The organism is Flagellimonas sp. 389, assembly GCF_018449435.1.
Classification (GTDB): Bacteria; Bacteroidota; Bacteroidia; order Flavobacteriales; family Flavobacteriaceae; genus Flagellimonas.
On sequence record NZ_JAHCMU010000019.1, the window covers coordinates 62,130 to 88,581 of the forward strand.

Annotated in this window: 18 protein-coding genes; 2 read left to right on the forward strand and 16 right to left on the reverse strand. The window is 37.5% G+C overall.

What is annotated here, in order from left to right:
• The 6 genes from KIM67_RS16010 to KIM67_RS16035 form a co-directional block, all read right to left on the reverse strand.
• Nucleotides 1–1,701 carry an IPT/TIG domain-containing protein gene (locus KIM67_RS16010; protein WP_213832561.1) on the reverse strand — a complete coding sequence of 567 codons (1,701 nt, stop codon included), beginning with the start codon at nucleotides 1,699–1,701 and terminating at the stop codon, nucleotides 1–3.
• 22 nt (nucleotides 1,702–1,723) lie between these two features.
• Nucleotides 1,724–2,899, reverse strand: coding sequence for a hypothetical protein (locus tag KIM67_RS16015; protein ID WP_213832562.1), 1,176 nt, complete (start codon nucleotides 2,897–2,899; stop codon nucleotides 1,724–1,726).
• A 16-nt stretch (nucleotides 2,900–2,915) separates the two neighbouring features.
• Nucleotides 2,916–4,505, reverse strand: a complete 1,590-nt coding sequence (locus tag KIM67_RS16020; protein ID WP_213832563.1) for a SusD/RagB family nutrient-binding outer membrane lipoprotein — start codon at nucleotides 4,503–4,505, stop codon at nucleotides 2,916–2,918.
• 15 nt (nucleotides 4,506–4,520) lie between these two features.
• On the reverse strand, nucleotides 4,521–7,955 hold the full coding sequence (locus KIM67_RS16025; protein ID WP_213832564.1) for a SusC/RagA family TonB-linked outer membrane protein: 3,435 nt from the start codon (nucleotides 7,953–7,955) through the stop codon (nucleotides 4,521–4,523).
• A 154-nt stretch (nucleotides 7,956–8,109) separates the two neighbouring features.
• The gene (locus KIM67_RS16030) at nucleotides 8,110–9,252 is read right to left on the reverse strand and encodes a FecR family protein (RefSeq protein WP_213832565.1); all 1,143 of its coding nucleotides are present in this window, start codon (nucleotides 9,250–9,252) and stop codon (nucleotides 8,110–8,112) included.
• Between the two features lie 152 nt (nucleotides 9,253–9,404).
• Complete coding sequence (locus KIM67_RS16035; protein WP_213832566.1) at nucleotides 9,405–10,001, reverse strand: RNA polymerase sigma factor; 597 nt, start codon at nucleotides 9,999–10,001, stop codon at nucleotides 9,405–9,407.
• A gap of 565 nt (nucleotides 10,002–10,566) precedes the next feature.
• Between KIM67_RS16035 and KIM67_RS16040 the strand changes: the two genes are divergently transcribed.
• Nucleotides 10,567–10,986: a response regulator gene (locus KIM67_RS16040; protein ID WP_213832567.1), complete on the forward strand. Its 420-nt coding sequence runs from the start codon at nucleotides 10,567–10,569 to the stop codon at nucleotides 10,984–10,986.
• A 131-nt stretch (nucleotides 10,987–11,117) separates the two neighbouring features.
• On the opposite strand, the gene KIM67_RS16045 is transcribed toward KIM67_RS16040, so the two are convergent.
• The 9 genes from KIM67_RS16045 to KIM67_RS16085 all read right to left on the reverse strand — a co-directional run bounded on the left by KIM67_RS16045 (nucleotide 11,118) and on the right by KIM67_RS16085 (nucleotide 22,340).
• On the reverse strand, nucleotides 11,118–11,510 hold the full coding sequence (locus KIM67_RS16045) for a hypothetical protein (protein ID WP_213832568.1): 393 nt from the start codon (nucleotides 11,508–11,510) through the stop codon (nucleotides 11,118–11,120).
• Nucleotides 11,511–11,553: 43 nt separating this feature from the next.
• On the reverse strand, nucleotides 11,554–11,784 hold the full coding sequence (locus tag KIM67_RS16050) for a hypothetical protein (RefSeq protein WP_213832569.1): 231 nt from the start codon (nucleotides 11,782–11,784) through the stop codon (nucleotides 11,554–11,556).
• Between the two features lie 406 nt (nucleotides 11,785–12,190).
• Nucleotides 12,191–13,372, reverse strand: a complete 1,182-nt coding sequence (locus tag KIM67_RS16055; RefSeq protein ID WP_213832570.1) for a proline dehydrogenase family protein — start codon at nucleotides 13,370–13,372, stop codon at nucleotides 12,191–12,193.
• Nucleotides 13,365–14,654: a cytosine permease gene (locus KIM67_RS16060; protein ID WP_213832571.1), complete on the reverse strand. Its 1,290-nt coding sequence runs from the start codon at nucleotides 14,652–14,654 to the stop codon at nucleotides 13,365–13,367. The genes KIM67_RS16055 and KIM67_RS16060 overlap by 8 nt, the downstream gene beginning before the upstream one ends.
• A 101-nt stretch (nucleotides 14,655–14,755) precedes the next feature.
• A complete protein-coding gene (locus KIM67_RS16065; RefSeq protein ID WP_213832572.1) occupies nucleotides 14,756–15,076 on the reverse strand; it encodes a cupin domain-containing protein in 321 nt (106 codons plus the stop codon).
• A gap of 24 nt (nucleotides 15,077–15,100) precedes the next feature.
• Complete coding sequence (locus tag KIM67_RS16070; protein WP_213832573.1) at nucleotides 15,101–16,771, reverse strand: hydantoinase B/oxoprolinase family protein; 1,671 nt, start codon at nucleotides 16,769–16,771, stop codon at nucleotides 15,101–15,103.
• Nucleotides 16,772–16,773: 2 nt separating this feature from the next.
• A complete protein-coding gene (locus KIM67_RS16075; RefSeq protein WP_213832574.1) occupies nucleotides 16,774–18,834 on the reverse strand; it encodes a hydantoinase/oxoprolinase family protein in 2,061 nt (686 codons plus the stop codon).
• Nucleotides 18,835–18,842: 8 nt separating this feature from the next.
• Nucleotides 18,843–19,847: a zinc-dependent alcohol dehydrogenase family protein gene (locus KIM67_RS16080; protein ID WP_213832575.1), complete on the reverse strand. Its 1,005-nt coding sequence runs from the start codon at nucleotides 19,845–19,847 to the stop codon at nucleotides 18,843–18,845.
• A 90-nt stretch (nucleotides 19,848–19,937) separates the two neighbouring features.
• On the reverse strand, nucleotides 19,938–22,340 hold the full coding sequence (locus KIM67_RS16085; RefSeq protein ID WP_213832576.1) for a TonB-dependent receptor domain-containing protein: 2,403 nt from the start codon (nucleotides 22,338–22,340) through the stop codon (nucleotides 19,938–19,940).
• 145 nt (nucleotides 22,341–22,485) lie between these two features.
• Between KIM67_RS16085 and KIM67_RS16090 the strand changes: the two genes are divergently transcribed.
• Nucleotides 22,486–23,808 carry a hypothetical protein gene (locus tag KIM67_RS16090; RefSeq protein WP_213832577.1) on the forward strand — a complete coding sequence of 441 codons (1,323 nt, stop codon included), beginning with the start codon at nucleotides 22,486–22,488 and terminating at the stop codon, nucleotides 23,806–23,808.
• 7 nt (nucleotides 23,809–23,815) lie between these two features.
• Here KIM67_RS16090 and KIM67_RS16095 read toward each other — a convergent pair whose 3' ends face one another.
• On the reverse strand, nucleotides 23,816–26,119 hold the full coding sequence (locus KIM67_RS16095) for a response regulator (RefSeq protein WP_213832578.1): 2,304 nt from the start codon (nucleotides 26,117–26,119) through the stop codon (nucleotides 23,816–23,818).
• Nucleotides 26,120–26,452 lie beyond the last annotated feature (333 nt).

The following is a 26,452-nucleotide window of genomic DNA, read 5'->3' on the forward strand; positions in this document are numbered from 1 at the left end:
TTAATTAATTCGATAGGTAATGATAAGTTGCGCACCTTCCTCTGGATTATCAGCATCATAGGTTTCAGCCTCACGTCCCACATCATTTTGTATAGCTCCAGCGGATACACCTGTAGCTTCAAAAATGAAGTTCATACTATTGCCTTGTGCCCAATCAACTCTTGCAATAATTTCACTAATGATAGTGGAAATGTCAACTGTAGTTGTATCTTCAATAGGGGTGTCGGAACCTATCCATTCTGGAATATTCCATACTGCATTGGCTGTGGTTAAAGGTCGATTCGATAGATTATTTATATCTTCAGTGTACGCTACAGCATTTCCGATATTCTCTCCAAAAATCGTCATTTCAGTAGGGTCTGCTCCTTCAGTTTGGTCTGCCACAAAAATTATACTTGCAGATTCGATTGTTACGCCATCTGGTATATCTACATTATTGAAGCGAAGTCCAATTTTTTGAAGACCAACAGGGTCTCCGCCGTCTGTAAATGTGTCAAATTCCCCTAATTCCAAATCACCACTGGTTAGTAGCATTCTTCCGTCCTCTGCTTCTTCAACATCGTCGTTTTCATTATTAATAGCTATGGTTATTGTAACAATACTATTGTCAACAATAAAATCAATAGTGCTAGCCCCTACTTCACCATCGACTTCTACGGTTATTGGACCTATCTCAGAGCCATCAGGCACTAAGACCGTTAGAGACGTTTCCGCACTTTCTGTTACCTCAGCAACAGTTCCATTAAAGCGAACAATATTTTCATCTAGAATAGGACTAAAGTTAGCGCCATTAATAATCACTTCGGATTCAGGAGCTGCGGTTTCAGGTGAAAAAGATGCTATCGTGGGCACCGTGGCAAAATCTGTTTCGCTAAGGGCCAACAATTGTTCTATTTCAACTGCTATTTTTCCAGAATTGGCCTCTGGAGGAACAATTACCGTTAAACTTGTCGTTGAGGCCGAAACCACTTCCGCAAGTACACCATTGAAGGTGACATTATTGTTTACAGCTACGCGACTAAAATTAGTTCCCATTAGGGTTATTTCTTCACCTGCTACACCTTTTATAGGTTCAAAAGAAAGAATTACCGGTGTTATCGTAAAGATTTCCAAAGTAGCCGTTTGTTCCTGTACTTCAATAGTTAGTGGTCCAGTTGTTGCGCCTGCAGGTATTTTCACTTCAAGTTCTGTTGCGGAAGCGTTGACAATTTCTGCTTCTATACTGTTAAACCTCACTATATTCTCTTCAACCGTGGCCCCAAAGTTTAACCCTTTAATGGTTATTGTTTCTCCTACTGCTGCCCCGGTAACACTCAATTCTGAAATAGAAGGAGCTGGAAATACCGTAAAAACCGGTCCTTCGATAGTAAACTTTGCTTTTGAAACAGAAATAGGACCTGTGGTAGCTCCCTCGGGAACTGTTACCGTAAGTAATGTATCCGTTGCAGCAGTTACCGTTGCGGAAACTTCATTAAAACTAACTTTATTGTTCACGGGGACCGGGCTAAAATCCGTACCCTTTATTAAAACAGTTGCGCCTACATCAGCTCTAGCCGGCGCAATACTGAAAATAGTCTGTTCTATCTCTGCATCGGGAATCACCTTAAAGTCCTCATCTTCGCAAGATTCAATACTCAGAACAACTAGTAAAACCGAAAAGGCAATTGCTAATACCCTTATTAATTTATATTGTGTTTTCATTTTTATTTTTTAAAGAGTTTGTCTATTCCGGAAGATAAATTAGCATCTCATCAAAATAGATGAACTCAGAATTAGCTCCTGTTTTTGCATCTATTTTTAAGGTATATGCAGTGACCCCCTCAAAAAGCTCGGTGGTGGCTACATTCCATTGTCCCATATATGCCGTTTCAATATCATCGCCCTCAGGGTCATCATCACCTATAATGTCAATAAGTGTTATGATCTCACTCATGCCACCTTGCTCCACCTCCGCAGTAATCGTCAAAAAATCATCGTCTTCCCAACTGGTATCTCCGGGGAAAAACTGTATTCGTATACCGGTTTGAGGGTGAACGTTTGGGTCTATCACAAACCGATCAAAGAGAATGGTCAGTACACCATCGGTATCTTCTAGCCTATACGCTTGCTGACCTCCGTCAAAAAAACCTCCTACCAGAGAACCGTCCGTGGTCACACCAATGTTTTCATCATCAAACCCTGGACTGCTCACACTAAAATCAGGATTTGAGAAAAAAGTTCTAAACCCAATTTCATTTTCACCTATTGGACCTGCTGCTGTATGTTGTACCGAAGGCTGTCCCGGGTTATTGAAAAGTTCTCCTTCTGCAATGGGGTCGGCCCTTTCATAATCGCTTGCGGAACCAAAAGGCTCTTCAAAAAAAGTTCCACCAATATTGGGTGGCGGTGGGAAAATAAATTTTAAGGAAAAAGTTATCGCTTGGTTGAAAGCCGGATTATCAAATAATTGAGGACCTGCTTCGCCTCCATTGTTTGTATTGGTACTGGAATCGAAATCCGTAGGAACCCCGCTAAATACTCCATCAGTAGTGGTCACTGTGGCAACAAATTCCAAAGGTATTGTTATATCAAACTCTTCAGGAGTTAGGTTCAAAGCTGTTAAAATATCGCTTCCCTTTATAACCAAGTCGCTGGGAAAAGTTGTTATTGTGATAAACTTATCAATGGTTACATCTTCATAGCTCATAGACAATTCATAGGAAATAATATTGTTATTGGGATCTTCGATTCCATGAGAAAATTCGGTAGTTTCTATAGCTAAAAAATCAAGCGTGAATGCACTTGGAACGGTTTCCCATACTACTAATCCGCCTCTTGTAAAATTTTCACCTAGCACATCGCTGGTATCGTTACAGGATATTCCAAATACCAATAACAGTAATACATATATTTTTTTCATTGTGTACATTGTTTTGTTATTTGATAAAACCAGCTGGATTCGTATCCCAAAAAACCTGGGTCGTAATGGAACGCTGACTTAGTTGATTGTTATTGTTTATAGCATCTTCGGGTACCGAAAACGACCTTGGAAAAGGAGTATTGCTATCGAAAATCGGTGAATTGAAAATATTTGGCAAACCTGTGCGCCTATAGCCGTTATAGGATTCTGTCGAATTCCCGTAAGACGCCAAGTAATATTCTTTTAAAATAATGTTTAGCTTTCCGTTATCATCGGCTATAACAAATGCGCCCAATACCTCGGCCACATAAGCATCTACTTGTTCTTGGGTAGCGGCAAAATCAGAGCTTGTTGCTACGCCACCGGCAAAATTCAATACCTTATCCATTGATTTTCGTATCCCCGACTCCAATAGTAGTGTTGCATCATCATTTGTGCCTAGAGTCAACGCAGCTTCGGCCCTTAAAAAATCCACAAATGAGGATAACAATATGGGTAAGATCCCTGCTCCAAGTTGATTTTGAGTATCTATGGCAAAATCTGGATCACCTGGATTGTCCTCATCAAATGTACCGCCTACGGGATATAGACCATAGGTTGCCCTAAAAATTGCATCGGTAGACCTTGATCTGGTATCGCCGTGATCTCTGCCATAATATGAATTGCCCAAATAACAAAAATCAAAATTGCTTGCCCCCACACAACCCAATAGGTCATTTGAGGGGTCTGCATCGCTCTGACGGTAAACATAGTATCGAATCCTTGGATCTGGACTACTTTTATCGTTAAGCAACAAATTAAGAAAATCATTGCCTAAAAATGATCCAAACCCTCCTGGCTCATATCCCACATTAAAGTCTGGATGACGACTATTGGGATCTACAGCACTTGTTCCATATTGAAATTGAAAATCGTCCTCTGGGGCAATTAAATCGTTTTCTTCTAATAAAGTGTTGATTTTGGCGGTATCTCCCATATTGACCAACATCTTTAATTGTAGTGATTTTGCCAGCTTAATCCATTTATCGGCGTCACCATCATAGAACAAATCGTTGACAGGTGCTATTGTGGCATTACTTAAATCATCAATAGCTGTATCCAACTGCTCTAGTACCGTATTGTAGATAACCTCATCATCTTCTGGCTTGGGATTAAGGATACCTTCATCTGGCCTATTGGCTTCGGAGAAAGGGATATCCCCTAAATAATCCACCATCATTATTGTTGAGAAAGAGGTCAACACCATTGACATCCCCCTGTGAAACAATAAATCATCATTTCCTTCCGCTAAATTCTCTATAATGATTGCATCCTGTGAATAGGCAAAATATTCTGTGTACTCACCATTCAAGACCGTTGGTCCAGCTACATCTGTGTAGCTTTCGTTCAGATAAGTGTAGCGCATCACTTCGTCCGTAGTTCGGTTTAAACTTTGAATTAAATCTGCCGTTTCTTTCTGTACATTGTTTAATAAAAAATTTGGATTTGCTTGGTCTGGTGTCAGCAAATTTGGATTTTCCTGAAAGCTTTCATCGAAAGCACCCAGCTCACATGAAGCGAACAGCACTACAACAAAAATGCTTGTTAGTATTGTTATTTTTTTCATCTTATTTGATTTTTATTAGAAGTTAACGGACACCGTTAACGCATATCTTTTTGTTGTAGGTGTTGACAAGCCGCTAGTTTCCGGATCGTAATTGATTCCAGCTGGAAAATTGGGTGCATGGAAGAATACATTTCTACCACTTAACCTAAAGTCAACACTTGAAAATGGTAAGTTTTTGAATGTCTTTCTATTAAGATTGTATGATAAAGCTACCTCACGAATCCTAAATACAGAAGCATCAAAAGTATTGTTTTCATCGGCTTCGTAGAAGTTAGAAAATACAGCGTTGTTACCAGTAACCTGAATATTGTTTGGTATGGTATTGCCATTGGCGTCCAGCAATGGCCTTCCAGTTGATATATCGCCAAAGACCCCAGGTATTACAAAACTACCTTCCCTGTTTTCCGTATCGGTGGTCACACCACGTTCCAAAAGAATTTCAAACAACGAAGATTCCTCATCGCCGCCATGGGTATATTCCAACTGTGTTGACAAGGTGAAGTTTTTGTATCGAAATGTATGTATGGAAGTAGCTCTAAAATCTGGTCTTACGTTTCCTATGATTTCATCCTGCAAGCCCACATCATCGTTAATGATAAGCACTCCCGTAGCTGGATTTACGAGAGCATTTCCCTCTGAATCACGAACTACATAACTTCCTGTAAAAACACCCAGTTCTTCTCCTTCAATTAAAAACTCCCCTGCATCCTCATCAATCCTTCTCGTAATATCTCCCGGTAAATCAACTACAACAGATTCAAAAGTTGTAAATGTATTTCTTATATCCCAGTTGAAATCAGACCCTCTGAACAGTTTCACACCCAAGTCCAGTTCCAGACCTTCAGTATCTACTCTACCAGCGTTGATTATAGTTCTTGTGAAACCTGTTGCTGGGGCAATACCCGTTTCAAATATTTGGTTATCTGAAATCCTTGAAAACACAGATGCCTGTAGTGTTACCGCATTATCAAAAAAGTTACCTTCGAGCCCTAGTTCAAACTCCCGGTGGAGTTCTGGTTTCAAATTTGGACTAGCAAATCTATTGAACAGAGAGTTAGTTACTATGAGGTTGCCATTGATATCACTAAACTCTCTCGGATCCGAAGACAGACTCTGCCTTGTATTAAATCTATCTGGAAATCCTGATGAAGTGGCATAAGCCCCCCTTATCTTTAAATAATTGACAAAACTATTCGAAAAATCAAAGGCAGAAGTTGGTATAAAGGATATGGAAATCCCAGGATAGAATAGGTTTTGGTTATCTTGTTCCACTGTTGAGCCCTTATCCAACCTTCCGGACAAATTTAAATAAAGATATCTGTTATAATCAAATTCAAACTGACCAAAAACACCTAGAAGATTGTCCTTATTTTCATCATAATCCCCTTCTCCCGGTGTTCTAAAATTATTAGGGCGTAAAAATCCGTATACTATTTGATTGGTATATTCAGAGTCTAAAGATCTGAAGGTCTCATATCTTGAATTAACACCCAATTGCGATTCAAAACTCAGTTTATCCGAAAGTTGATAATTAGACCCAAAAATCAATGTGTTGTCAACATCAAATTCCGCATTGGCCGTTAGGTCCAAGGAACCTAATGATGCTTCATCACCTAATCCGCCGCGATTTCTGAAATCCAAACGATTGAAAGTTTCAACTTGAAGCCCTCCCCTGTAGGTCAAACTATGGTGTTTTCCCAATTGATAGTTTAGATTTACAGTTCCGTTTACCCTGCGAATAATATCCTCTCGACCTGTATTATTTATTGTCCATCTTGGATTTTCGCTATCGGTCCTATAGTACACATTGCTGCCATCGACAGGATCTTGAAAGGGTAAATTCTGAATGTCCAAATTTCTGGGTATGATGTAAAGGTTGGATAGAATATCCGAGCCATCATCATCATCATCATCAATAGCAGTGTAAGAATTTCTTTTTCTGGAGCTAAACGATAAAGACGCGGATAACTTTAATTTATCGGTTAGTTGAGAAGTCCCGCCTACGCTAATATTGAATCTATTAAAATCATTATTACCAAGTATCCCTCCTTCATCTGTATATCCTAAAGAGAAATTCAACGAAGTTTTTTCTCCTGTAGCGGTTAAATTCAAAGAAGTTACACTACCTATACCCGTATTAAAAAAGTCACGTACATTATTCGGAGCCGCTTCGAAAGGAACTTCGACACCTGCGAATTCTGGAAAACGGGAATCATTAGCTAGGGGATGTGGTACAAAATCAATAGCATCAAAGCGTGCACCATTGCTGCCAAAATTTCCTATGGTACTTGCATCGGTAACTCCATTGTTTCCTGCCCCAAACGTATTCTGGAAATCTGGTAGGTTAGCAACGGTGTTCGTATAGGATGTTTGGGTGATATTAGCGGTAAAGCTTTTCTTCCCAACTTTTGCACTACCCGTCTTTGTTTCAATAAGGATAACACCATTTCGACCTTGACTACCATATAAAACCGAGGCATTCAAACCTTTAAGAATAGTAATATCTGCAATGGAATTTGGGTCAATATCGATAAGGTTGCCCGAAAACACCACATTATCGACTACTATGAGTGCGCCATTACCTTGGTTAAGGGACAAATTACCCCTAACCCTTATATTTGCAGTGGCTCCACTACTACCATCGGTAGGAAAAATTCGAACCCCAGATATTTTACCCTGTAACGTTCTGGCCACATCGGCCTCTGGGCGTGCATCTGTTTCATCGGTATCTACTTTAGATAACGCATATCCCAAAGCTTTTCTTGATTTTGCAATACCTTGTGCTACTACCACAACCTCATCCAATTCGCTAGTACTTTCTTTAAGGGTTACACTCATGAATGAGGCTTGCGCTGGTAATTCTTTGCTAAGAAACCCAATGGATGTAAAAACCAAGGTTGCTCCCTCTTCTACGTTGAACTGAAAATTTCCGTCAAAATCAGAAGCCACCCCATTGGCAGTTCCCTTTTCTACGATGGATACACCTGGTAACGGGACTCCCAAATTATCTAAAACCTGCCCTTCTACCTTTAGCGTCCTTTGAGGCATTTCTTCTTCGGCAACTTTAGTTTCTTCGGCTGAAATAGGTTCAACTTTGGTCAAAATCACTTGTCTCCCCCTTATCTTATATGATGTCCTGGTCTGGTCAAAAAGTGAACGAAGTATATTATGAATTCTTAACTGTTCTACCTTGATGGATACTTTACGCTCCAAGTCAACATTTTTGATGCTATAAATGAATTTGAACTCTGTAGAATTTTCAATTTCGTCCAAAACTTGAGCAATGGTAATATTGTTTACATCTAGGGTTATTCTGGTCCTCTGTGCATAACTATCGTTGGCGTTCATACAAAACACCATGGTCAAAAGAAATAGTGAGGTCAGTTTCATCTTTAAGTCAAATTTGAAAGTAGGCGGATGGTGCCGTCCTCTCAATTGAAGTTTTTTCATATTTTTGAGTGTTAATTTTGGTTATTTCGAATAGAAATAATCGCTTAATACATGCCGGGAAATGCTGCAACATTTTCCGGTTTTTTATTTCTATCCTACCTGTTAAAAAAATATCTTGAGTTTGTTTTAGCGTTTTGGTTTTATTTCATTGGCACTATTTTATATAGATTGTGTTGTTTTCTATGATATAATTCATGTTGTAGCTATCCTTAAAATAGCTGAGGATATCCTCTATGGTCTCATTATCAAAACTGGCATTAAAAACTTCTTTGTCAAAATCCGGATTCTCGCTTATTATGGAAACATTGTAGACACGTTCCAGTTTTTTCGAGATGTTCTCAAATGTCTCGTTTCTGAATACTAAAACTCCTTGCATCCAAGCCGTATAAAAACTGATATTCACATTAGTTTTACTTACTAGTCCTGTTCTTTCATCTAGAACACCTCTCGTTCCTGGAGTCAACCTTGTTGTATCAGTATCCGTACCTTTGGATAAATCGACAGAACCTTCTACTAAAACCACTGCGGTTGTCTTATCTTCTTCATACAACGAAACAACAAACTGTGTTCCCAGTACAGTTACATCCAATTCATTGGCATTTACCACAAACGGATGCTCCTTGTCTTCTTCAACGTCAAAAAAAGCTTCGCCATTAAGAAAGACCTCCCTTTTATGGTTTGGCAAAAATTTTATAGGGTATTTTAAGGATGTGCCTGAATTCAAAGTAATCTTAGTGCCATCGGAAAGAACCAAATCAAATCGCTTTCCATAAGGAACGGTCAAGGTATTATATACCAATTCCTCCAAAACAACTTTATCTGAATAGACCAATTGATTGCCAGACTGCTGTCCTACTATATTACCCTTTGGATCGACGACTTGGACACTACCGTCATTTTTGATGATTTCTACATTTCCATTATCCAATTGCAATGTTATAGCTTCATCAGCGGGAATAAGATTGAATTTATTATCTGATGTAAAATCTCCTCTTAGATAAAGAAAGCCTATGGCTAACAATCCAACAAAAATAGCAGCTATGCTAGCCACTTTTCCAAAAGTAAATACATGCTTTCTTTTTTGTCCGGATTGAAGTATTTCCAGATACATTTGGTCGGCTTCAGCCCTATCGATATCAGGGAATCTTTCCAACAATTCGGAAACAGCATCGATAGTTGGAACGTCGGACAAATCTTTTGAGCTTCTAAAATACGTTACGATTTGCTGAATCTCTTCCTTATTACATTCCCTTTTAAGGTATTTTTCAAAAAGTTGTTTTAATTTAACCGATTCCATCAATTTTACTATGAGTGTACATCTATAATACCCTTGAGCTGGGAAAGAGTACTACTTACTATTGAATTTTCTTTGAAAAAAAATCAATAAAAATCATAAAATATTGATTATCAAATACTTATTGGAATATATTCTTGAGAAAAGAAAAAATCTTATAGATAACAAAGGCTGATAATTGTCAAACCAACATTCATATCCTTGTTTTCAAGGATAAAATTGCGAAGTGTTTCCAATGCTTTGCTCATTTGACTCTTGACCGTGCTTGTAGAAATACCGAGTTCTTGACCAATAGCTTCATAACTTTTGCCTTCGTTTCGCGACATTTCAAAAATTACACGTCTTTTGGGTGGAAGCTGATCCAAAGCTTTTTCCTTTAAAACTTCTAAGTCTGCTTCGCGCATATATTTTTCCGTTGTATTGGCGAATTTCTGGCTTTTATAGAATATTTCTTCCCGAAGCTTAAGGTTATTTGCCGCTTTCTTTAGAAACTTGATATTTTTATTTCTGGTAATCGTAAAAAGATAGGATTTAAAAGAAAGTTCTGGATTTAAGCTTTCCCGTTTTATCCATACTTTCAAAAAAACCTCTTGGACTATTTCTTTTGCATAGGCCTCTGAAGAAAGCATACCAAGGCTGAACTTATACAACTGATTTCTGTAGCTATCAAAAAGTTCCCTGAAAGCTTTTTCATCACCTTGTGAGAGTTTCTTTACGAGTAACTGCTCTCTATGTAATTCCCTTTCTGTCATTTCAACAACAGTTGGACCTATTTATATTCCGTTACCGTTACGATACGTTCTTAAAACGTTGGGGACTTGGGAGGTTACAACTCATAAATTACAGAAAATCATGACCATAACCCATGAAACCTTATTACCAAAGTAGTTGAAATCAAAATAAACAGCAAGATTATTTAGATGAGTTTGTTAATTCATGAATGGCAAACCATAAAAATTAGAATTTGCCCTGTTGCCGAATAATTTAAAGATTATTTTATTTTTTGAAGATCACTTATTCTTTTAGGGCAGCACATTCTTTATACTCATAATGGTTTAGTTAGGCATTGCACTTCTAAGGTGCCTAATTAGAAAACCATGTAATATACCTTTCGGCAAGAATCAATTGAATCATCTTTTTAAAAATGAAGACCATCTTATTGAGTAAAATGATACTATAATTTATCAGACATTTGTTCACCTAATCAAAGAGATATGTTTGATAATAAAGCATTTTAAAGATTTTTCTAGTAGTATATAGAAGGATGACATTACTAGTTTCTCCAAGTTCGTTTTTTCCAGTACCTCGATAATAGCTATGAAAAAACAACTAGATGTTGTCATTGTAGATGACTCTCTTATATGGTGCAATATCGCCATGAGAATGGCAAATAACCACCCAGAACTTTCACGACCTTTAAGCTTTACTTGTCCAGTTATAGCATTGGAGCATATCAAGCTTTTTGGAACCGACCTTGTACTAACAGATATAGAAATGCCCGGACTTTCTGGGGTTCGATTAATTAGTGAGCTAAAAAGCAGTACTATGTCGATTTCAAGCTCTACAATCCATGATTTTTCACAAAAAGCAAGCAATTTGGGACGTCTTGGCTTTCTTCCAAAACCATACACCGTTGAAATGTTCGAAAAGATTATTCAAATTGCCCTAATGGAAAAACATCTACTGTCCAATTTCCATCAAAGTATGCAGAATAGCGGGAATTTTCTTTGCGCCTAAATAAAGCTTCGGGGCTTTAAACACCAGGATAAAAGTTTTCAAATGATTACTGTGAGAGCTTGCAAAACGCTAATCGTAATCAAAGGATATACCAGATAGCCCAATCTTTTTTTAGGTCTCCAGTTTAAAATTTATGTGCGCCTTGTCATTTTATTGCCATTCTGAAATTCCCAACCATGTCGTCGTTCCATATAACCAAATACTAGTAAACCAAGAAAATATGCTACTAAATCCAATGAATCACCCGTATACCTGTCATCCACTTTAGGGAGTAAAACTTCAAAGTATATGCAATACAAAACTGTTATGCAAAATTGAAGAACTAAGGGGATTTGTAGCTTACTATCGGATTTAATGTAACGAACAGCATATAGTGCTATTTTGAGCACCAAGGGAATGCACAAGAAATCATTCAAATGATTATTCACAAGTTTAGGGAGATGAATGCCCAATAGCTGCGAAGTGTAAACCAGGGATGCAAGTAGCAAGAAGAAAGGAAAATAGTACTTCTTTATAAACTCCATTTAATCTGTAAAACGTGAATCATTAATTAATTGTATATGACAACTAAGCAGCTATATAACCAAACAAAAAAGCCAAAAAAGAACCGATAGCGAGAACAATGACCCAAATAGAGTAAAAGAATAATGCTGTATATCTTATAAACAAATTTTCATGCTCTTTCGCCCGCTCAAAGAACATTGTAATGCCATTCTTTTTTTTAGTTTTCTCTAAAATGAGTTTATCGCTTTCTTTTTTTTCTCGAAGCAGCTTTCTCTTAAGGATTAGATTGATCAACTCTCCACATTCTTGACAATAATCCCTATTCAAATTTACCGTACCACACGTTTGGCATGTTCTGTATGTTTCATTAACCATAGTAATTAAAAGGCATTAGGTATAGTTTTTATGAAATACCTAAAATGACAGGGGTTATATCTTCTTTGGTATCAAGTGATCTAAGCATAGGAAATCTCTTTTTGTATGCTTAGTTGGATAAAGTTAGTTATTTAGAAAACAAATTGCCAATGCTACATGCTCTAAGATATCCAAAAAAAACATATTCATTTTTTAGTTTCAATACATCATGAATGAAAAACTAAACGTGAAAGATATGCGTGTCAATACAACAAATGAATAGTACGACCAAACATTGAAATTAGTTCGAAAAACAAAAAGCCTTAAAATGTACAGTTGTGAAAAACTATTGATTAGTTTTCCTTGATCTCCTTCTCTTCTTCTCCTGTTTGATCAAATAAAGCTCCCTAGAAGTTTGCCCAGCTACCGATGTGTTTTCCTCAGCCCTTCGGATTAAATAGGGCATTACATCCCGCACGGGTCCAAAGGGAAGATACTTTGCCACATTATATCCTTTTTTAGATAAGTTATAGCTAATATGATCACTCATACCGTATAGTTGACCAAACCAAATTCTTTTATCATTTTCAGGCATTCCTTCTTTCTTCATTTTATCCATAATCATATATGAACTTTCCTCATTATGGGTACCTGCAAAAATTGATATGTCGTTTAAATTGTTCAAAATGTATTTTAGCGCCTTGTTATACAATGTGTCCGTTGCATTTTTATCGATGCATATAGGATCTTTATATCCATTGGCTGAAGCTCTTTCCCGTTCTTTTTCCATATAAGCGCCTCGAACCAATTTCATACCGATTTTGAACCCCTTTTTTTTAGCTTTGTAATGTAGTTGTTTCAAATAATCCAATCTATCCCAACGATAAGCCTGTAGCGTATTGAAAATAATTACTTCCTCTTTATTATATTTTTCCATCATCTCCTCCACAAGCCTATCCGCAGCATCTTGCATCCAACTCTCTTCGGCATCAATAAGAACAGGAACGCCATACTCAAACGCTTTACCACATACCTTACTGAAACGTTCTTGGATTGTTATCCATTCAGCCTTCTCCAAATCACTCAAGGGATTTCCTTCGCTCAATTTTTGATAGATTTTAAATCTTCCAAAACCAGAAGGTTTAAATACCACAAAGGGTATGGCCTTATTTTCTTTAGCGTACCCTAAGGTCTTCAGCGTTTTTTGTACTGCAAAATCAAATTGTTCGTCTTCTTCTTTCCCCTCCACCGAGTAATCCAAAACGGCATGTACATTTTTGGTGTGCATTCTTTTTATGATCCTAAGGCAATCCTCCTCATTGATACCGCCACAAAAATGGTCGAATACCGTGGAACGAATCAATCTTTCTATGGGCAAGTTGGCCTTTAGTGCATATTTTGTAACGGCTGCCCCTATTTTCACCAAGGGTTCTTTCTTTATCAATTCGAATAAAAAAAGGGCTCTATCCAGTTCTGAATCTGATTTTAGCGCCAAAGCGATTTCAGTATTGTCAAATAGTTTATTCATCTATCTTGGTATTCCATAGATTATTTAAAAGAAGATATAGTAATCCTGAAGCAATCAAGGATAGAACAGCGGGTATACCTATGGGGTACACATATTGGGTAAAGTAACCGATCAATAATCCTAGGATTATACTTATCGTTGCCAACCAATTCCAAGATTGGCTTGTTGTAAAAATGGTTTTGCTTACAAAAAAGAAATGAGCCATAATAACCCCGGCTATCACAGGTATTATTAGAGCAAGCGTATAAAGAAAATTAACAAATTGGTCCATAATGCCCAATAATGCAAAGATAATTCCAACCAAGGCAAACAGTAATGTCATACTCTTTCTACTACTGTCATTTTGCAGATTGAACATGTTGCACAGCACCAGTCCACCAGTATAGTTACTTACCAATTGACTTGTCCAAGTGGCAACCCAAAGCACTACAAAGCCCCAAGCTGGAAAACCCAGTTCTTGCATTACTTGTACAATATCGGAATTACCGGTCCCCATAGACATGATACCACCGACAAGAAATAATGGAAAACCCACGATTATGATACCCAGCGGAATCAAAATATTATCACGCCATGTAGGCTTTGCAAATCTTGTATAATCTGGAGCTATGAGCCACTGGGCTACGTTAATACCAATAACTAGATTAATGGCCTCAATAAATGACATACTTCCTTCTGGATTCCAAGTGGTTATTGTTTCCCAACCTATGTTTTTTATAGAGAGGTAAAGTGCGACCGTTACTAATAATAGCCCAGCTGGAATAGCCACATAATCTACCCATTTAATAGAAGCATACCCTAATATGGAAGGGATAGCAAAAAGAAAACCGATGCAAGCAGTACTTAATACATATAGAAAGAAGTTCTCATCTTTATTGATACCTACCAAAGCATTAAAAGCATCCGCTGCTACAGAAGTCTGTATGGCCCACCAACCTAAGGTTAAAGCCAAGATAACGAGCCCTACTACAATTCTAGATTGTTCTTTTCCAAAACTCAACGCCGCTAAAGCTGATGACGTCAACCCAGTTTTAGCACCAATATATCCTTGTATAGCATTTCCTATCCATTGAAAGAAAACGAGACCTATTAGTAGAATTCCAATAATTTCCAATAAGCTAAAACTGCCTATTAAAATTCCACCGATCAATAGAACAGGAATACAAAATTCAAGTCCTCCAAAAATGATGGCAGGAACATACCAAGGTTGACGTTCGTTTTCGGGTATAGCTGCAAAAGCAGAATCACTTTTCTGTGATGAATGGTCTGATTTATTTTCCATGTCAAAAATTATATTGTCAATTCAATATTCAGTTAATAGCAGTGAAAAAAGCGAAGACTACCCTCGCTTTTTTCGAACAACTCAAAACAATTAACTTAAACTTAGTCTTGGGTAGCATCGAAAAGAAAAAACAGAATTTTACTATCCTCCAATGTTTCCGTTTTTCGGACTTCTTCTCTGTTCAAGTAAATCAAATCGCCCTCGTTCATAATCTTCTCGCTGCCATCTTTGATTGATACTTTCAATTTTCCCGATACCAAATAAGATATTTCATGAAAGTCCAAAGTTTTAAAGGCAAGTACTTGTCCTTTTTCCAAGATTACCGAACCACATTGAATGGCCACACCTTTTTCTGTCTTCTGGATGATATATTTCAAATAACCATCACCGTCCTCAAGAAAAATAAGTTTTTTTATTTCCATTTTTTGTTCAAATAGTTAATATCCCTAAGAAAAATTATAATATTCCAACGCTTGTTCCTTTGTTATGTATCCGTTCTTTAAATCTCGCTTTACTTTTTCTAAAGGTCTATTTTCAGGATTCCCATAACCACCTCCTGTAGCTGTTACCAATTTCACCTTGTCACCTTTGTTCAGCTTTACGTTGGTCACGATATTGTACTGTTCTTCGATACCATCTGTTCGTATGACCGTAAAATAATTGTAACTGCCTTCTTTACCTTCGTTGAGCCCCCAGGTTGGAATAGAATATCCCAGAAATGCTCCTGTTAAATAGGCTTCATCTGACAATACCTTGAATGTTAGATATTGTCCATTTCCACCTTGAAACTCTCCATATCCGCCACCTTCGTTATGGAACGCATACTCTTCTACGACCACACCATATTTTCGTTCCCTTGTTTCCGCAGGAATATTATACGATTCGCCATGAGCGTAAGAGAACTGTCCACGATTTCCATCATGAAAAGCACATCCGCCCCAACCCCCTGAAAGCGGTTCGGCCTGCACATAAAACTCATTGGTTACTGGGTGGATTCCAGAAATATAAGTCACACAGACTGACCTAAAATGACCGGCCGGAAGTTTTTCTGGGACTACAGGCCCCAATGTTTTTAGCAGTAAATCTATTGCTGCCAAAAACACTTCATAGTAAACGGATATTGGAGCAGGTGACTTGGCACTCACAATCGTATTTTCTGGGCAAATTAGTTTTACGTGTTTGAAAGACCCGTTGTTGGCGGGTAACGTTGGGGTTGTTATGGCCTTAAAAGCTGCTCTTACCGCAGTTTCCAACCCCGTTCTTGACAAATTCAAGGGACCTTTTAGCTGTTCGTGTGACCCGGTAAAATCACAGGTCATATCCTCATCGGAGATTGTTATTTTCAATTTTAACGGAAAAGGGCCATTACCAAAACCATCATTTTCTATCCATCCTGTGTTTTCATAGACGCCATTTGGAATTTTTTGCAACTCTTTTAAACTTATGCGCTCCCCATATTCCATAAATTCTTCAGCCGCTTGTTTATAAGCTTCCAAGCCATATTTTTCAATGAGCTTGATAATTCTTTCTGCTCCCACGTCATTTGCTGCAATACCAGAAAATAAATCCCCCAAGGTACTTTTAGGAAGCCTAACATTTGCTTCCAACATCTTTATTACAGCTTGGTTAAGCCTACCTTCTTCTTTCACTTTAATAAAAGGAAAGTGCATGCCCTCTTGGTAGATTTCTGTTGACACCGTCGATACCGAACCAGGATTTGTACCACCTATATCCGTCCAATGTGCTTTGTTCACCGTAAAGGCCACCCGTTCTCCTTTATAGAAAATTGGGGTGATCAGGGCGATGTCCGATAAATGTGTTCCGCCTCCGGCATAGGGCGTGTTGGCCATAATAACATCTCCCTCTTTCAAAGGATCGTCTTTGTCAAATCGTTCTAAGGTTTCTTCTACCACAAGACTCATCGCCGCTAAAAATGTAATTACCCCGTTACCTTGTGCCAATAATCGGCCTTCACCATCTGTAATTCCTACAGCATAATCCAATGCTTCGTAAATAATGGGGCTCATACTGGTTCGCTGAATGGTCTCGAACATGGCCTCACCAATTGAGATTAAGGAATCTTGAATAATATCTGATGTAAATTTGTCTAGGCTCATAATTAGTGTACTTTACTGATTACAATATTGGCATATTCATCAATTATAAACTGATGATCTGGGGGAACTACCGTTGATGTGGAGTGTTCTATAATAATTGCTGGACCAGAAACAATCATTTCCGGGGCTAACTTCTCTCGGTCAAAAAAGCTGCTTTTATGTATTCCCAACTCGTCAAAATCTACTTTTTCGGTAGCAATTAAAGCGTCCTTGATCGAACTCTTTTTTGATTCAACTTTGGCAATGACAGGTTTGTTCACAATAACTTCTGCGACAAGGTGATAGTTGACAATTTCAATTTTGGTATCGGTCAGGCTAAAGGCATATCTCTTCTTGTGCAATTGATGAAAACTCTTCTCGATTTCATCCATTTTCAAATCATCTAAATCAGTCAACCCTAGTTTCACCGAATGTTCTTGACCAGCATAGCGCAGGTCTAAATAATACTCAAATGTGATATCTCCTTTATTGTAAGCATCTCTCTCATAAGCCGCTATTGCTTCATTCTTCATTTCCTGAAAGACATTCTTCACTATTGAAAAATTATCAGCGTTCAAATCCATCACATCGGTGCGGATATAATCCCTTCTCAAATCGGACATTAGCATTCCAAATGCCGAAAAAACTCCAGCATTTAATGGAACAATTACCTCTGGCATTTGTAGTTCTTCGGCCAGATAGACTCCGTGCATTGGGCCGCCTCCGCCTATAACAACAAGTGAAAAATCCCTTGGGTCATATCCCTTGTTAACGGATACACTTTTTAGTGCGTTTATCATGTTGGAATTTGCCACACGTATAACTCCACGAGCGACTTCTCCTAAAGTCATATTCAACTCTTTACAAAGTGGTTTCGCTGCTTTTTCTAAACTATCAAAGTCTGGTTTTAACTCACCTCCTAGAAAATAATCTTTATGTATTCTGTTACATACGACATTCGCATCCGTTGTCGTGAAATCAGAACCTCCTTTTCCATAAGAGGAAGGGCCCGGATTGGCAGCTGCACTTTTTGGACCGACACGCATTTTACCTCCATCATCCAACCAGGCAATACTTCCCCCGCCATTGCCAATTTCAACTATATCGATTACGGGCGTAAGTATGGGGAATCCTGCCTGTGTTTTTGTCCTTTCAATATTATAAGTGGTGACTATTTTCGGTACACCATTTTCGATTAAGGAACATTTAGCCGTTGTACCACCAATGTCTAATACCAACAAGTTTTTTTTACCGATAGTCCTACCCAAAACAACCGCTCCGAGCATACCACTTGCCGGCCCAGACTCTATCAAAGTAATCGGATTCGTCTTTACATCTTCAACAGTAGTAATACCGCCATTGGACTGCATGACATAAAGGTTATTTTTATACCCCAGTTTTTGTAAATGATGGGTTAGATTGTTCAAGTACTTAGTCGCTATGGGTTTTACATAAGCAGAAAGTACTGTGGAACTTGTACGTTCATATTCTCTCCATTCCCGTGTGACTTCGTGCGAGGTTATAACTTCGAACTGAGGATATTTGGAGCGTATATATGCAGCCAATTTCTTCTCGTGAATTGGATTTTTATATCCATGCAAAAAACAGATGGCAATAGCTTCAACATTTTCTTTGACAAACTCGTCGATATGCTTATCTACTTCAGATTCATCAAGAGGTGTAATAACCTCGCCAAGATAATTGATACGTTCCTTTACCTCTTGTCTCAAATATCGTTCAACAAATGGTTCCTCTTTCTTAAAGTTGAAATTGTACAAATCTGGTCGTGTCCCTCTGGCAATTTCCAGAACATCTCTAAAGCCTTCGGTAGTTATTAACGCTGTTTTAGAACCTTTCCGTTCTGTTATGGCATTAATTACTACAGTTGTACCATGGGCGAAAAAATCGATAGTATTTAAATCTAAATCTATTTTTTTGATAGTATTTAAGATTCCTTTTTCGAATTCTCCCGGAGTTGTACTCGATTTGGATACTTCAACATTTTTAACTTCTTTGGTTGTTCTGTCATAATCAAAGAACACAAGATCGGTAAAGGTTCCTCCTATATCTGTTGCGACTCTCATAATGCTAGTTATTTATTGGTGACCCTAACCACAATTTTTCCTACCTGCTGATTCGAAAGCATATATTCATAAGCCTTTCTGTAATCCTCAAAATCAAAAACTTTACTCACGATGGGTTTTAGAGTTCCTTTTTCAATTCTTTCTAAGACATAGGTCTTACATTCGTTTAGTTTATCAATGTTTTCCACATGGTTGAACTGGGAGTAAGCATCCATCACGGCTTTCTTTCTGATTAGCGGAACCAATGGATATGGTGTTGGATTTGGGTCTAACAATCCATAAATAATAACTACTGCTCCTGTTGATAGGGCATCTAAATATTCGTTACAAAAATTTCCGGCAATTGGATCATATACAAAGCTGACACCTTCTCCTTCGGTTAATTCCAACAGTCTTTTCTCGACAGACTCCTCATTTGATATGATAAGATGGTCTATACCCTGTTCCTCAAGTTCTTTCCGTTTAACACTTGTTCTGGTAGAACCTATGACGGTTGCTCCCGCATCTTTTGCCAATTCAAAGCAACCATAGCCGGCTGAACTTGAAATCGCGGGAACAAAAACATTATCCCCTTTCTTTACATTGCCAACATGAAATAAAGCAAAATACGCTGTAGAGTATTGCATCCAAATGGAGCAAGCTTCTTCAACGGTTAAATTTTCTGGAGCCTTGGTCAAATAATCTTGTGGCACAACGGCATATTCTCCTTGCACACCATATTTTGCAGTGTTGAACGGTATGGAGGTAACCCTATCACCAACTTTAAAATCAGTTACATTGGCGCCAACTTTAACAACTTCTCCTGTTGCTTCTGACCCAATTCGTGAAGGAAAATCAGGTAATGTCGTATGAAAGCCTTGGTAATGGAGTACATCGGCCCTGTTAAGGGCAAAAGCATCGACCTTGAACAAGACTTCGTCATTTACAGGATCTTCCATGGTTATATGCTCAAGAGCTAATACATCTAACTCTCCTGTTTCATGAAATTGTATTATTTTACAGTTTATGCTCATGTTTTTGATTTAAAATTAGAAATAGGTTAATCTACCTTCATACCTAAACCTAGGCATGTAGTACTTATATTTAGTGTTCTACTGTTTTTTTTAGAAACTATAGGACAAGTCGACCCCTACTGTAATAGGTGTATTCGGAAATCTTAAATTATTGAAGCCAAATTCTGCTGTTGGGAAAAACTCTTGATTGAATTGCGTATCGAATATATTATTTGCCCAAATGGTTACCCCTATGTTGTTAAAGCGAAATTTTGCCCGCGCATTGACAAGTGTGTATGGGTCTTGTTTATATTCCTCTAAAGGGTCCCAATATAATGTACCTCGGCTATCAGCATTGGCAAACAAAGCTACGCCAGATTTCTCGCTGAAATCAATATTTGCATTGACTCCTATTTGGAACGTACTTTTTACGGTAAAGGGGGATGTGTTTCCGCTGACGTCCACCTCCTCATTTGTCTCATAATCAAATGCAGCGGCATTGGTAAGCAAGTTATAAGTGCCTTCTTTAATTTCCCCATCATTGAATCCCAGACTTGCAAAAAAGTCAAGGTTGTTGGTCGCCCTAAATTTTAATTCAGATTCAAAACCGGAAATCTTTGCTTCTTCAAAATTATAGATACCCAAAATTGAAGGTGTCAATGGGATAAACGTGTATTGTTGTTGGTTGCTGAAATTGATATAATAAAAGGCATTGTTAAAGATAATCCTATCGTTTAAAAAGCTTGTTTTTAATCCTATTTCAAAATTATCAGTGAATTCAGGCTCATATTCCTTATCAAATTTCACCGTTGGTTCTGAATTAAAACCTCCACTACGATAACCACGACCGTAATTGGCGTATGCCAGAACTTTTTCCGATGCAGCGTAAGCTATCGAAAATTTAGGTTGCACCACCGTAATATCATTTTCTATAGAAGTATTGGTGATACGGGAATCATTGGTCAATTTATCGTTATCGACCCGTATTCCTCCAGATAGTGTGAGTTTGTCAGACACATGAAAATCCAAAAAAGCAAATGCCGCTAGCGTTTGAATGGTGTTGTCATCATCATTACCCACTAAAGGTTCATCACTATAATCGGCATTTTCGGCAGACGCATCCACAAATCCACCTTCATAATATGTACGGTTTAAAAAAGTAGAGGTATTCAGGTAACGCTTACTGTTCTGGAAGAGCGTACCAAAAGTGTAATCTATCAACTGGTTTTCTCCACCATTTGAAGTTAATCGGAATTCTTGGTTAAAAGTATCCGAATCGGAAACTTGTGATACTTTGCTAAAGGCGTACTGTGAATAATCGTTTTCACCAACATAAAACCTTCTGGTAGCATTGAACGAGGTTACCGATTGAAATCTGGCTTTCTTAAGGTTACCTTCGACTTTAAGGCTGCTTAATGAATTGGACAACTCGGAATCACCTTGTACATCCCCAAAAGGCTCACTTGAATTGTCGTCGTCTGCAAGCACTGGAATCGATGGATCAAAAATATCGGTTTTTGTCACATAATAGTTTCCGCCCGCATCCACTCTAAAATTATCTTGAACATAGGTCGCTGACCATCTTGGACCGAAACGATATTTAAGCTTTGCCCTTATGTTGAATTCATCGTAAAAGTCAACGGTCTCATTCAAAAACGTATTGTTAATTAGACCATCGAACGTTTCATAATTTCCAGCTACGCTATAATAAAGCTTATTCTTCACAATGGCTCCCGAAGAAGACAGTCCTGCACCCAATAAACCACCATTCCCTGCATTGGTCATCACCTTTGTCTTGTTGGTATTGGTAGGTTCCTTAGTAACGATATTAATTGCACCCGCAATTGCGTTTTTCCCATACAAGGTACCTTGTGGCCCCTTTACAAACTCTAACAGTTCAGTATCATAAAGTGTCATATTCATGGCGCTAGCGTCTGGTAAGGTCATACCGTCAATTACTACCGCAACAGGAGATTCTGCATTTCTTATTTGGGAAATACCGCGTACCGTTAAAAAATTCACCCCGGGTTGCTGTGCTTGATTAAAGGTAACATTGGAAATTTGGGACGTAAATGTTTGTATATTGTCTATTCCGCTAGTCTCTATGGTTTCAGCATTGATTGCCACAGTGGTTTCTGGCAAACTTTGTATGGCTTGGGTCCTAACACGTGCCTTACTGGCAACGGAGGAAAATCCCTGAATAGTAACATTTTCCAACTGGTTAGGAGTAGGTTGCAGTTGAATGTTCAGGTAATCGCTATCTATACTTACGGTCTTTGTTTCAAACCCTAAATAAGATACGGTCAGTTCTTGTGTCGTCTCACTGATCAAAATAACAAATTCACCATTGAAATCCGAAATGACCCCATTCTCGGTATTACCGCCCTCCAGAATGGTTGCGCCAGGAAGCGGGTTGCCGGACTCATCAAGAACTTCGCCCCCAATATCTTTTTTTGTTTGTCCGCAAACCGATAAGGACACAATGCATAGTATGCATAAGATTAGATTCTTCATTTTTAAAGTTTTTGAGTTAGTTGAAACAAACCTATACATACACAAACATTAATTCCATCATTCCTATTATTTTTATATTAATTTTTTAAAATAGGAATTTAAATGGAATATAGCTAATTTTGAGAGAGTTATAGATTTTAAACAAATGAACGTTAGAGGAATTCAAATTTCAAAAGGCTTTATGCTAAGTCTTCATGAAGAACTTTTAACTGTTTTTTCGAAATATTATTCCATAGAAACAAAAACGCTTACCGTGTTTCAACTATATGGTTTTGGCAGTTACGATGAAGGGCGTCCGAGCCTAAAAGGGTTTATAACGGAAATCACAGGGCAATGGATCAATGGAAAATATTTGTATAACAAAATCCGGGAAGTTGAACGTGGGAATAGTAAAAATGTAAAACTACGAAGGGATTACTTATCTCTATTGATTCTTGCTGCGGGTTATGACAATTATGGCCAATATCTCAATAATTCCCCTTTTATAAGCGCAGCTATTCGAAAAGAGGAAGGGAGCAATTTTGATGAAACCTCAACGGATACGGAAGCACTCTATTATGTTGGGTATTATGTAGAAGACAGGCAGTATTATATCAAATCCAAATTCACCATCTATAAAATGAAAACGGCATCTTGGGAGATTTTATACTGGGAAAAGAATTACGAACCAACGTTTTACACCTATTTTGGAAAATGCGTACCAACAGGCGAAAGTGCTTTATCCTTTTATTTCAGCAAAGATAACTCTAGCTTGAACAAGGAGTGTTTTGTTAACATATTCTACGGAAATAACATGCAAACAAAGCCTGTATTGTTGGGAGCCTATTGCGGTTTTGACCGAAGCAATAATCCCGTTATTGGAAAATTGGTCTTTGAACAGGTAAATGATGCCGAAGAACAAAATCAAAAAGTAAGAAATAAGGACGTAAATCCTATTTTTCATCATTATCTATATTCGCAACGAATGGAGGTAGACGGCATTCTGCCTCATAAAGATTCAGACCTTTCTGTTTCTTTGAACAGACTTGAAATCGTCAACTTTTTGATAGGTGATTATCTTGGGTTCTATTTGGACAAAAACAACTATTTGATTCCGATTTCTTTTGATGTGTTGAACGAGCTGGGCGAATTAAAATTTAAGGTCAACAACACTAATTTTAGAGGAATTGGTCGAATCAGCAGAACCGAGAACTACTTGATATCAGAATTTAGCGAAAAGAACAACTCGTATTCACAATTCTCCTTGCAAGTTCAGCCTTTAGAAAGAGATTTGTTCCTAGGTCATATGCTGGTATACTCGGGGGCAAATGTCCTAAACGGCAGGGTGTTACTTTGGAAGAAAAACAAAAAATTGAAAAAGTTTATGGAAAAAAATAAAGAGTTCTACTTAAATAAGACCGATCTGGAAGATTTTTTAAACATTAAAATTTCGGAATATCTCGAGATTCATATTCCCGATACGGTTTAAAAACAATTTAAACTGTTAGCTTAAAGTTATTACGGTTGTCAGGAAAAGTATTTTCAAAAGGGTACTTCTCATCCGGGTAAATATGTTTAGAGAGTGTTTTTAATAGTATTTCAGTATCGTATGGTTTGGCAACGGTATCATCTATACCAAAATCGTATATGGTTTCTTCCATAGTTTCATTACTATTGGCTGTTAGCGCAATTATAGGGATAGTAGTGTTAAAGTTCCTGATTGCCTTACTTGCATCAAAACCATCCATCCCCGGCATGTTGATATCCATTAAAATAGCATCAAAAGTATCGTTTTTAGCTTTTTCAATAGCTTCCAACCCGTCTCCTGCCACGGCATATCGAATATTGTACAATGCGAGTACTTTTTGCGTGACCAATTGATTGATTTTATTGTCATCTACTATAAGCACATATTTATTTTTTAGACTTTTAGAATTTATTTTTTCTTGAGTTTTAGGAATGCTTTTCATATCGCTCTCCAGTACTTTTAATGAAAAGCTAAAAGTAGTTCCATCCCCTTTCGAGCTTTTAAAAAAGAGCTTACTGTCTAAAATTTGCAATAATTTGTTTACAATTGGAAGACCAAGACCTGTTCCACCTTGTCCTTTATGATTTTCCACTTGGGCAAACTCATCAAAAATTTTGTCCTGTTCTTCTAATGGTATCCCCAATCCCGTATCCGCGATGGTAAAAAGCACAGCTACGGCATCATCATCCTTTTTGTCCAGCTTTGCAGTAATAGAAATACTGCCATCTTGCGTGAACTTGCTCGCGTTGCTAATTAGGTTCATAAGTACCTGGGATAATTTCATTTTGTCCCCAAAAAGCATTTTTGGAATTTGTGAATCTATATCAACATGTACCGAATTATTGTTTTTTTGATTATTGAATTCAAAGGATTGAACGATATCTTGAATCAAGTTATATAACGAAAAATCCTCATTTTGAAGTTTTCTTCCTTCCTCAGATTCAAATTTATTAATGTGCAATACATCATTTACCAAAGCAAGGAGATAATCTGCCGAAAACTTCAAAGATTTAATTTCTTCATGACATTTTTCCAGCTCATCATTGTTCATTAAAACAGTAGATAATCCAATGATGCCATAAAGTGGCGTTCTCAACTCATGACTAATTGTTGAAAGAAATCGTGTGTTACTTTGTGCTAGTTTTTCAGATTTGTCCTTAGCTTCAAGATACTTTTGGTTTTTCTCCCTCAAATCCACCAATAAGTGATTTCGCTTATGGCGGGCCCATAGTAACACAACCAGTAACAGCACAAGTACTCCCCCTAAAATTGCAGAAAAAATAAAAAGCAACTTATTTTTTGAGGCTTTATGTTCCGAAAGCTCATTGGCAAGTTGTGTTTCTCTCAGTTCTTGTTTGTAGTTTTCCAAGTTAAATTTTGAGCTTGCTATCTGTTGTTGTCTTATTTTTTCCTTTTCATACCGCTTGTTTTTTAGAGAATCGTAAGGCACTCTTATGGTGTTAAGCTCTTTATATTTTTCACTATTGGCATAGACATCAATAAGAATTTCGTATATATTGATAAGATAATTTTCATCCAACAAATCTTTGCCCAAGGATAGGGCTTTCTGCGCATTGGAAATTGCATCTTCGTTACGCTTTTCCAATAAATCGATGGCACCTTGAATATAATATCCGGCAGCTCTGTATTCATTCTCTTGGCTTGCCAAGGAAGGTAGCGACAACAACTGTTGTGATTTTTTTAGATAACGTTGTGCCTGTTTAGGAGATTTTATTCCAACGTAAAGCTCTGCAAGATTGTTGTACAATATAAAACTTGCTATATCGTTAAAGCCAGATTCATCTTCTCCATTCTTGTTAGGTTTGATATAGTAAGTGCCCTTTTTAAAGTACTGAATTGCCTTTTCAGGGTCTTTAAAAATAAAAGTGTTTCCAAGATTGATATATGTACTTATTATACTGAATGTATCTTTTTTCGCGGCAGCGCGCTTTAAAGACTTGGAGAACAAGTCATAAGCGTTTTCATGCTCATCAAACTGAATGAAGGAGTTTCCTAAAACGGATGTCAACCTTTGTTCTATTCTTGGGGAATTTATTAGAATGGCATTTTGAATAAGTTGTGGTGCCTCTTCAATTATATTCTCATAGTTGGCATTGTAAAAATCCTTACGAAGTCCTAACAGTTTTTGGTTAAGTTCTTCTTCATTAAAAAGTGGAGCTTCTGCCAAGTATTGATCCAAGGATTTATCTTGTGCAAGCGCAAAGCCGAAAGCAATAAGAAAAGCAACTGTAAAAAATTGTAAACACTTCATTCAGGATAATTTGGGATACTGAAAACGCCTCGGGCATGAAAAATAATTTGCAAGCTATTTTTTAAGGTTATTTAACTTTATATTAACGTATTATGCTTCAAATTATTGCGGTATAATCTGACTTATATCGATTTTTTGAAAAAACAATTGATTACTATAAATATTTTATGAATTAATCCTGAAAGGTCACCTTTAACATCTGTTCGACGTTTTCATAGACTGAAAATAAGAAAGCATATAAAATGAGTGTATTGAAGTTCAAACAAAGCTTAATTTGCTCAGTTTGTTAATTTACGCATCGACACGGCAATTCAAAAAGAACTATCCGTATCC